Genomic DNA, 8,433 nt, shown 5'->3' with positions numbered 1-8,433 from the left:
GCGCTGCAATTCGCCAAGGCGGCGGGCGCGACGGTGATTGCGACATCTTCGTCGAACGAGAAGCTCGAACGGCTGAAGGAAATGGGCGCAGACCATCTGATCAATTACAAGGAAGTCGAAGCCTGGGGACCGAAAGTGCTCGAACTGACCGGCGGCAAAGGCGTGGATTGCGTTGTCGAAATCGGCGGCCCCGGTACGCTTGACCAGTCCATGATGGCGACACGAATCGGTGGCCATGTGGCGCTGATTGGCGTGCTGACGGGCTTTGCCGGGCCGGTGCAAACGGCGCTGCTGATGGCGAAAAATCTGCGGGTGCAGGGCCTGACCGTAGGCAGCCGGGCGCAACAGCTGGACATGATCGCGGCGATCGAGGCCAATGGCATCAAGCCGGTGCTCGACAAGTCCTTCCCGCTCGCCAATCTGGCCGACGCCTTCCGCCACCAAGAATCGGGCCAGCATTTCGGCAAGATCATCGTCGATATCTAGTCCTCCATCCTGCGCAAAGCATTGCCAATTTGAGTTTTTGAGCCTAGCGCTCGCATCGATCGAATCCGGGCAATTTATCAGGAACACGAACCATGGCTGGCGAAACCAAAATGTACGGCATTTCCAATTGCGACACCGTCAAGAAGGCGCGCAACTGGATGGAGCGAAACGGCATCAACTATGTTTTCCATGACTATAAAAAGTCGGGGATCAGCAAGGACAAGCTGGAAATGTGGGTGATGCAGGTCGGCTGGGAAACGCTGATCAACAAGCGCGGCACGACCTTTCGCAAGCTGCCCGACATGGTGAAGGAAAATATCAGCGACGATACGGCGGTTATGGTGATGGCGGAAAATCCCAGCATGATCAAACGGCCGGTGCTGGAACATGGCGAGGAACTGGTCGTGGGTTTCAAGGCTTCGGACTATGAAGCCGCCGGGCTGGCCGCGCGTAACAGCTGATCAAGTCATGGGCGTTGCTTCGCGCGGAATGGCCCGACCTTTTGCCGCCGCATCGCGTCGAACCGCCCCGATTGCCGTATCGCCACGCGGCGGCGCTGCTCCTATCCCTGCCAGCCGCGCGCGGACTTTTGTGCCGGGCATGGGACAAGGCCGCAGATGATCTTGATTGACGCTGTTCGGCTCAGGTGAAAAGGCTATCGATATGGTTCAGGCGAAATGGAATGATGTGGTGATCGCGGAGAGCGACGATACGGTAGTGGTCGAGGGCAATCATTATTTTCCGCGCGATTCGGTCTGGTCAAAATATCTGATGCACAGCGATGTGACCAGCCACTGCCCGTGGAAAGGTGATGCCTCTTATCATTCGCTGATTGTCGGAGGGGAAATCAACGAGGATGCTGCCTGGTATTACCCGTCACCGAAAGCGGCAGCCCATGAAATTGCTGGACGGATCGCGTTCTGGAAAGGTGTCGAGGTCGGCTAGACATGCGCATCCCGGCTGCCTTGATGATGCTGTTCGCGCTGGCCGGATGCGGCGTTCAGGCCGGACCTGGCGGGGAGTCTGAAATGCATGTGCCGACATTGAGCGGAAATCCGGCGATCATCATTGCTCATCGCGGTGCCAGCGGCGCCCGCCCGGAACACACTTTGGCCGCCTATCGTCTGGCGATCGAGCAGGGTGCCGATTTTATCGAACCCGATCTGGTGCTGACCCGGGACGGCATTCTGGTGGCACGGCACGAAAATGAGATCAGCGAAACCACCGATGTAGCGGACAGACTGGAATTTGCCGAACGCAAGACGGAAAAGCTGATCGACGGCACGCGTTATGAAGGCTGGTTCACCGAAGATTTTACCCTCGCCGAACTGAAGACATTGCGAGCGAAAGAGCGGCTACCCGAATTGCGGGCGGCGAACAGCGCATATGACGGCCAGTTCGAGATCCCCAGTTTTGAAGAAATCCTGCAACTGCTGCAACAGCATCAAGAGCAAAGCGGCAAGCGGGTCGGCGTCTATCCGGAAACCAAACATCCGAGCTATTTCGCGTCGATCGGACTGGCGCATGAAGCGCCGTTGCTCACCCTGCTCGGCAAATATGGTCTGGATGGCGCGGATGATCCGGTTTTCATCCAGTCGTTCGAGATTGGCAACCTGAAGATGCTGGCGACAAAAACCGATGTCCGGCTGGTGCAACTGGTCGCGGGGGAGGGCGGGCCAGCCGATGATCAGGGACGGACCTATGCATCCATGCTCACAGCCGATGGTTTGAGCGAAATCGCTTCCTATGCCGATGGCCTCGGTCCGGCAAAGGATCTGGTGATTGGCCGCAATGTCCTGGGCCAGCTAAGCGCCCCGACCGGGCTGGTCGCGGCGGCGCACAAGGTGGGGCTGCTGGTCCATCCGTGGACATTCCGGAAAGAGAATTATTTTCTGCCGACCGATTTCAAGAGCGGAATTGATCCACGCGAACCGGGCGATCTCGCCGCCGAAGTGCGCGCCTTTGTCGCCGCCGGAGTGGATGGCCTGTTCAGCGACAATCCGGCCGAGGCGGTGGCGGCGGTGAAGCCATAATCGCGAAGCTGGCCTTATCCGCCAGGGTCGCTTATCAGGGGCCATCTTTCAACGCCATTGCTCAGGGCCATTGTTTAGGATTGCCATGTCCACGACCTTCAAACTTGATACTGCCACCAGCCGGGCCAATCCGCGGCCGCAACCGATGCGCCGCTTGTCCGTTCCCAAGATCCAGGGCCGCAAGGTCGATGGCGTCACCGCCGACCCGGTGGTAATGCTGACCGCCTATACCGCGCGGACGGCGCAACTGCTTGACGCGCATTGCGACATGCTGCTGGTCGGCGATTCGCTGGCGCAGGTCATATACGGGCTCGATTCGACCATTCCGGTGACGCTCGACATGATGTGCAACCATGGCGCGGCGGTGGTCCGGGGCAGCTATCATAGCGTGGTCGTCGTCGACATGCCCTTCGGCTCCTACGAACGGTCGCCGGAGCAGGCCTATGAGAGCGCGGCCCTTATCCTTAAACAAACCGGGGCTGCAGCTGTGAAGCTGGAGGGCGGCGAGGTCATGGCCGAAACGGTCGCGTTTCTGGTGCAGCGCGGCATTCCGGTGGTTGGTCATGTCGGCCTCACCCCGCAGGCTATCAATGTGCTGGGCGGCTATGCTGCGCGCGGGCGCGACGATGCAGAAGCAAAGAAGATTGTCGGTGACGCGGTGGCGCTGGACAAGGCGGGTGCCTTTGCGATCGTTCTGGAAGGCGTGCTCGAGCTGATCGCGATCGAAGCGACAAAGGCGGTGGAAGCGATCACCATCGGTATCGGCGCATCGGCGCAGTGCGATGGCCAGGTGCTGGTCACGGAAGATATGCTCGGTATGTTCGACCGGACCGCCCGCTTCGTGAAACGCTATCATAATATTGCCGAGCAAATCGATCAGGCCGCCGAGCAATATGCCGGAGAGGTCAGGGAGCGCAGTTTTCCGGGCCCCGAACAGCTCTATCAGCCGAAAAAATAGCTATATTTCCTACTTTCGTCCGATCCTCCGTTCAGCCTGTGGAAATGGTCAATAGACTTTTACATTTGCCGTAACGGGCGCTAAAGGACTGCCGATTGCCATGCCGCTTCGCCTGACCGGCGGACCAGGCATGCGAAACAGATTTGAGGAAGCCACATTGGCCAAAGACAAAGACAAAGCACCTGAAGAGAAGCCCGATCATTCGGAACAGGTATTCATGCGCGAAGTCGACGAGGCGGTGCGTGAGGACCAGCTGAAAAGTTTCGTGGCTCGTTACGGGCTTTGGGTTTTTGCGGTTGTCATCATCGGTCTTGCTTCTCTGGCGGGCTGGATATTCTACCAGAACAGCCAGAATGAGGATTCCGGTCTGCGCAGCGAAGAATATGTCGCTGCGATCGACAGCATCCGCCAGGGCAATCTGGACGGGGCCGCATCGGCGCTCGAGCCGCTGATGGAAGCCAAGCAGGCCGGATATCGCGCCGCAGCCCAAATGCTGCAGGCCAATATTGCCCTGGAGAAAGATGAGCCGCAAAAGGCGATTGCAGGCTATGGCAAGATCATTGCCGATGACAGCCTGCCGCGGCCGTTTCGCGATCTCGCATTGATCCGCCAGACCACCGCCCAATTCGACACGCTCAAGCCGCAGCAGGTGATTGACCGGCTGAAGCCGCTTGCGGTGCCCGGCAACCCCTGGTTCGGCAGCGCCGGCGAGATGGTCGCATTATCCTACCTGAACATGAACAAGTCTGATCTGGCCGGTCCGCTGTTCGCCCAGCTAGCCAAAGATCAAGGCGTCCCGGCAACGATCCGGTCGCGCGCCTTGCAGATGGCGGGCGTCGAAGGCATTGACGCCGTGGAATCGGCCAGTGATGAAAGAAATGTTGCACCGCTTACTGCGGGCGCGGCTGAAGGAGAAGCCAAGGAATGATTTCCGCTAAGAAACTGACTGCCGGCCTGATCGCCCTGTCCCTGCTATCCGGCTGCGGCATATTGGGTGGTGGCGATGGCGATGGCAAGAAGAACACGCCGACGATCGGCAAGCGCACCCCGATATTGAGTGGCGAAAGCGGTGCGGAAGTCGATCCTGCACTGTCCTCGATCGCGGTGATCCTGCCCGAACCGGTTGCCAACAGCGAATGGGCCCAATCGGGCGGCAATGCCAGCAAATCAATTGGCCATGTCGCGCTGGGAGGCAATCTCGGCCGGGTCTGGACCGCCAATATCAGCGGCACGTCGAAACGGGAACGGCTGGCATCCGCTCCGGTGGTGGCTGGCGGACGGCTATATGTCACGGACACGCAGGCCATGGTGCATGCGTTTGATGCCGCCACCGGCGCGAAAGTCTGGTCTACCCAGATTGATGTGCAAGATTCTGTCAAAGCTTCGCGTTTTGGCGGTGGCGTGAGCGTGTTTGACAATATCGTCTATGCGACCAACGGGGTTGGCGATGTCGTCGCGCTCAACGCAGCCGATGGCAGCCAGAAATGGAAAGTGCGGCCGGCCGGTCCGTTGCGCGGATCACCGACCATTTCCAACGGCAATGTCTATGTGATGACCCAGGACAATCAGATCTATGCGCTCAACATGCTCGATGGATCGGTGCAGTGGAATGAGGCCGGCACCGTTGGTCTGGCAGGTATTTTCGGCGTGGCCGCCCCTTCTGCCGGCCAAGGCACGATTATTGCCGGCTATTCGTCGGGTGAGCTGACCGCCTATCGCTATGAGAATGGCCGCAATTTGTGGAATGATGCGCTGGCGCGGACCAGTATCACGACATCGGTCGCGACCCTGTCCGATATTGATGCCGATCCGGTGATTGATCGTGGCCGGGTGTTTGCGCTGGGACAGGGCGGCCGGATGGCGGCCTATGAACTGGTGACGGGCCAGCGGATCTGGGAACTGAATATTGCCGGCATCACGACGCCGGTCGTGGCTGGCGAGTGGGTGTTCGTGCTGACCGATGATGCGAAGCTGCTGTGCATCGCCCGGCCAAACGGCAAGGTGCGCTGGATCAGCCAGCTTGCTTCCTTCAAGAATGAAGAGAAGAAGAAGAATCCGATCAGCTGGACCGGCCCGATTCTGGCCGGCAATCGCCTGATCGTTGCCAGCACTGAAGGGGAGGTCGTGGCGATTTCGCCGGGGGAAGGTTCCAGTCAGACATTGTTCGAACTGGACAAGGGCGTCTCGCTGCCACCGATCGTTGCTGGCGGCATGCTCTACATTCTTGACGACAGCGGACGGATTTCGGCTTACCGCTGAGGATCAGAACCAAAGGACAGGGACCGGCTTCATGCTGCCCAATATAGCAATCATCGGCCGACCCAATGTCGGCAAATCCACCCTGTTCAACCGACTGGTTGGCAAGAAGCTGGCGCTCGTCGACGACACGCCCGGGGTGACCCGTGACCGCCGCGAGGCGGCAGCCAATCTGCTGGGTCTCGAATTCAATATTGTCGATACCGCTGGCTATGAAGATGAAGATGCCAAAAGCCTGCCCGGTCGGATGCGCAAGCAGACCGAGCAGGCGGTGGCAGGCGCGGAGCTGGCAATATTCGTGATCGATGGCCGTGCCGGCCTGACCCCGCTGGATGAAGAGATTGCGCGCTGGCTGAGAAGTGCGAAGAAACCGGTCGTTCTGCTGGTCAACAAGGCCGAAGGCAAGGCGGCTGACAGCGGCATATTGGAAAGCTATGCACTCGGTTTTGGCGATCCGATTCCGTTCAGCGCCGAACATGGCGACGGCATGGCCGATCTGTTCCAGGCGATTCAGCCCTATGTCGAGAATTACGAGGCTGCGGCCACGGAAGAGCCCACCGACGAATCCGCGCCGCTGAAACTGGCCATCGTCGGACGACCCAATGCCGGAAAATCGACGCTGATCAACAAGATGCTGGACGAAGACCGCATGATCACCGGTCCGGAAGCGGGTATCACCCGCGACAGTATCACGGTCGACTGGGTCTGGCATGATGACGAACTGACCGAGGAAGAGAAGCTCGACGGTGTCACGGCCGACCGCCAGGTGCGGCTGATCGATACCGCCGGCATGCGCAAGCGAGCCAAGGTCAACGACAAGCTCGAAAAACTGGCCGTGGCCGATGCCCGTCACGCCGTCGATTTTGCCGAAGTGGTGGTGCTGCTGCTGGATGCGACCAAAGGTCTCGAGGCGCAGGATCTGCGCATCGCCGATCATGTGATCCAGGAGGGCCGCTGTCTGGTTATCGGAATCAACAAATGGGACGTGGCAGAAGGGCCGAGCAAATTGTTCAACGGCATCAGGGCCGCGCTGAATGACGGACTGGCGCAGGTGCGCGATGTGCCGCTGATTGCCGTGTCCGCCTTTACCGGCAAGGGCATAGACCAGTTGCTGAAAGCGGCTTTCCAGGCCCGCCGGATCTGGTCGCAGCGGGTATCGACTGGCAGGCTCAACCGCTGGTTCGAAGATGCGATCACCGAGAATCCGCCGCCTGCACCAGGCGGCAAGCGGATCAAGCTGCGCTATATCACCCAGGCCAAGACACGGCCGCCGTCCTTCGTGATTTTCGGGACGCGAATCGATGACCTGCCGGAAAGCTATCGGCGTTATCTGATCAACGGCATCCGCCGGGAACTGGGCTTTGGCGGCGTGCCGGTGCGGCTGATCATCCGCGCCCCGAAAAATCCCTATCACGAAAAAGACTGATTTTTCTGTAACATGGCGCAAGCTGCGGCCGATTTTGGTTAACTAAATTTGAATCCGGTAAGAAAGTTTTTACCGCTATCGTCCTAGATTCTGCGAGAGTAGCGCAATTCCGCTATGTTTGTCAGGAACCCCCGGTGGCACCATTGGAAAGCGAATTGATCGACTGGACCGTCAGCGCCGACACCCGTGCCGCGCTTGGCCCGAATTTCGTGCGCATACTCGGCTATTTCCGCGAAGATGGCACCCGGTCTGTAAACGAGATCGAACAGGCCATGCGCGCCAAAGATCCCGCCGCGATGGTGCTCGCCGCGCACAAGCTGAAGGGGGAGGCGCTGCAACTGGGCGCCTTGCGATTGAGCGCGACCGCAGAAACGATCGAAATGACCGCCCGCACCTGCGTCGAGCATCATGAAACGCCCGAAGAGGTGATCGAACTGGTGGCGGCCTTGCGGCCGATGTTTCACGAAACATTGGCAATACTGGAAGAGGATGCCAGTCCGCTAGTCCAGCAGCGCCGCCCGCAAGGTTTTGGTCGCCTGCTTGGCTGAATCAGCTTTTGCTATTCGACCGGCTTCGACTGCAGCTGGATATAATTTTCAATGCCCATCCGTTCGATCATGTCAAACTGCTGCTCGAGTGAATCGACGTGATCTTCCTCGCTTTCGAGGATTTCGGCAAACAGGTCGCGGCTGACATAATCGCGGACGGTTTCGCAATGTTCGATCGCGTCCTTGAGCATCGGCAGAGCCTCATATTCGAGTTCTAGATCGGCCTTGAGGATTTCCTCCACCGTTTCACCGATTTTCAACCGGCCCAGCAGCTGGAAGTTCGGCAAGCCGTCGAGAAAGAAGATACGCTCGGCCAGCTTGTCGGCATGCTTCATCTCGTCAATCGATTCGTGCCGTTCGAATTCGGCAAGGCGGGTCACGCCCCAATTGTCGAGCATACGGTAGTGCAGCCAATATTGATTGATCGCAGTGAGTTCGTTTTTCAGAGCTTCGTTGAGAAACTCGATGACTTTTGTATCGCCCTTCATGGCAGCGTCCTTCCGGTTGTCGGTCAAGTGATTGGCTGTTTCCATACAGCATTGGCCGACCAAGCGAAAGGGCGCTTGCGATAAAAAATATAATTATTTCAATGATTTGATAACGAGAATGCTAAGCGGTTGCAACTTCGGATCGGATGATTGTCTGGGCAAAGGCGAGACATTGTCCGCATTTCGGTTTGCGACCGAGCAATGCGTAGACCTGCGATGGCCGGTCGGCCCCGCTGCG

At 58.7% G+C, this 8,433-nt stretch carries 10 protein-coding genes; 9 read left to right on the top strand and 1 reads right to left on the bottom strand.

The window, feature by feature from the left end:
- The 9 genes from ACEW8J_RS06890 to ACEW8J_RS06850 all read left to right on the top strand — a co-directional run.
- Positions 1–486: NAD(P)-dependent alcohol dehydrogenase (locus tag ACEW8J_RS06890; RefSeq protein ID WP_373490904.1), on the top strand; the 486-nt coding region annotated here is incomplete at its 5' end.
- Between the two features lie 92 nt (positions 487–578).
- Positions 579–947, top strand: coding sequence for an ArsC family reductase (locus tag ACEW8J_RS06885; protein WP_373490903.1), 369 nt, complete (start codon positions 579–581; stop codon positions 945–947).
- A 202-nt stretch (positions 948–1,149) separates the two neighbouring features.
- Entirely contained in the window at positions 1,150–1,431 is a 282-nt protein-coding gene (locus ACEW8J_RS06880) for a DUF427 domain-containing protein (RefSeq protein ID WP_373490902.1), read from the top strand.
- 2 nt (positions 1,432–1,433) lie between these two features.
- Positions 1,434–2,519, top strand: a complete 1,086-nt coding sequence (locus tag ACEW8J_RS06875) for a glycerophosphodiester phosphodiesterase (RefSeq protein ID WP_373490901.1) — start codon at positions 1,434–1,436, stop codon at positions 2,517–2,519.
- 85 nt (positions 2,520–2,604) lie between these two features.
- On the top strand, positions 2,605–3,477 hold the full coding sequence (gene panB, locus ACEW8J_RS06870) for a 3-methyl-2-oxobutanoate hydroxymethyltransferase (RefSeq protein ID WP_373490900.1): 873 nt from the start codon (positions 2,605–2,607) through the stop codon (positions 3,475–3,477).
- A 157-nt stretch (positions 3,478–3,634) separates the two neighbouring features.
- Positions 3,635–4,405 carry a tetratricopeptide repeat protein gene (locus tag ACEW8J_RS06865; RefSeq protein ID WP_373490899.1) on the top strand — a complete coding sequence of 257 codons (771 nt, stop codon included), beginning with the start codon at positions 3,635–3,637 and terminating at the stop codon, positions 4,403–4,405.
- Positions 4,402–5,736 (top strand): PQQ-binding-like beta-propeller repeat protein, encoded by a 1,335-nt coding sequence (locus tag ACEW8J_RS06860; RefSeq protein ID WP_373490898.1) that lies wholly within the window; start codon positions 4,402–4,404, stop codon positions 5,734–5,736. Before ACEW8J_RS06865 ends, ACEW8J_RS06860 begins: the two co-directional genes overlap by 4 nt.
- Before the next feature lie 31 nt (positions 5,737–5,767).
- Positions 5,768–7,159, top strand: coding sequence for a ribosome biogenesis GTPase Der (der, locus tag ACEW8J_RS06855; protein ID WP_373490897.1), 1,392 nt, complete (start codon positions 5,768–5,770; stop codon positions 7,157–7,159).
- Positions 7,160–7,293: 134 nt separating this feature from the next.
- The gene (locus ACEW8J_RS06850; RefSeq protein ID WP_373490896.1) at positions 7,294–7,707 is read left to right on the top strand and encodes an Hpt domain-containing protein; all 414 of its coding nucleotides are present in this window, start codon (positions 7,294–7,296) and stop codon (positions 7,705–7,707) included.
- 11 nt (positions 7,708–7,718) lie between these two features.
- On the opposite strand, the gene bfr is transcribed toward ACEW8J_RS06850, so the two are convergent.
- Positions 7,719–8,195, bottom strand: coding sequence for a bacterioferritin (gene bfr, locus ACEW8J_RS06845; protein ID WP_373490895.1), 477 nt, complete (start codon positions 8,193–8,195; stop codon positions 7,719–7,721).
- Positions 8,196–8,433: the final 238 nt, after the last annotated feature.

The organism is Parasphingorhabdus sp. (assembly GCF_041748495.1).
GTDB lineage: Bacteria > Pseudomonadota > Alphaproteobacteria > Sphingomonadales > Sphingomonadaceae > Parasphingorhabdus.
This window is presented reverse-complemented; position numbering and strand designations above follow the sequence as displayed.

What these genes read in the sequence shown, in the direction of transcription:
- ACEW8J_RS06885 (WP_373490903.1), top strand. Translation starts at nt 579, where the DNA reads ATGGCTGGCGAAACCAAAATGTACGGCATTTCCAATTGCGACACCGTC.
- ACEW8J_RS06880 (WP_373490902.1), top strand. Translation starts at nt 1,150, where the DNA reads ATGGTTCAGGCGAAATGGAATGATGTGGTGATCGCGGAGAGCGACGAT.
- ACEW8J_RS06875 (WP_373490901.1), top strand. Translation starts at nt 1,434, where the DNA reads ATGCGCATCCCGGCTGCCTTGATGATGCTGTTCGCGCTGGCCGGATGC.
- panB (WP_373490900.1), top strand. Translation starts at nt 2,605, where the DNA reads ATGTCCACGACCTTCAAACTTGATACTGCCACCAGCCGGGCCAATCCG.
- ACEW8J_RS06860 (WP_373490898.1), top strand. Translation starts at nt 4,402, where the DNA reads ATGATTTCCGCTAAGAAACTGACTGCCGGCCTGATCGCCCTGTCCCTG.
- der (WP_373490897.1), top strand. Translation starts at nt 5,768, where the DNA reads ATGCTGCCCAATATAGCAATCATCGGCCGACCCAATGTCGGCAAATCC.
- bfr (WP_373490895.1), bottom strand. Translation starts at nt 8,195, where the DNA reads ATGAAGGGCGATACAAAAGTCATCGAGTTTCTCAACGAAGCTCTGAAA.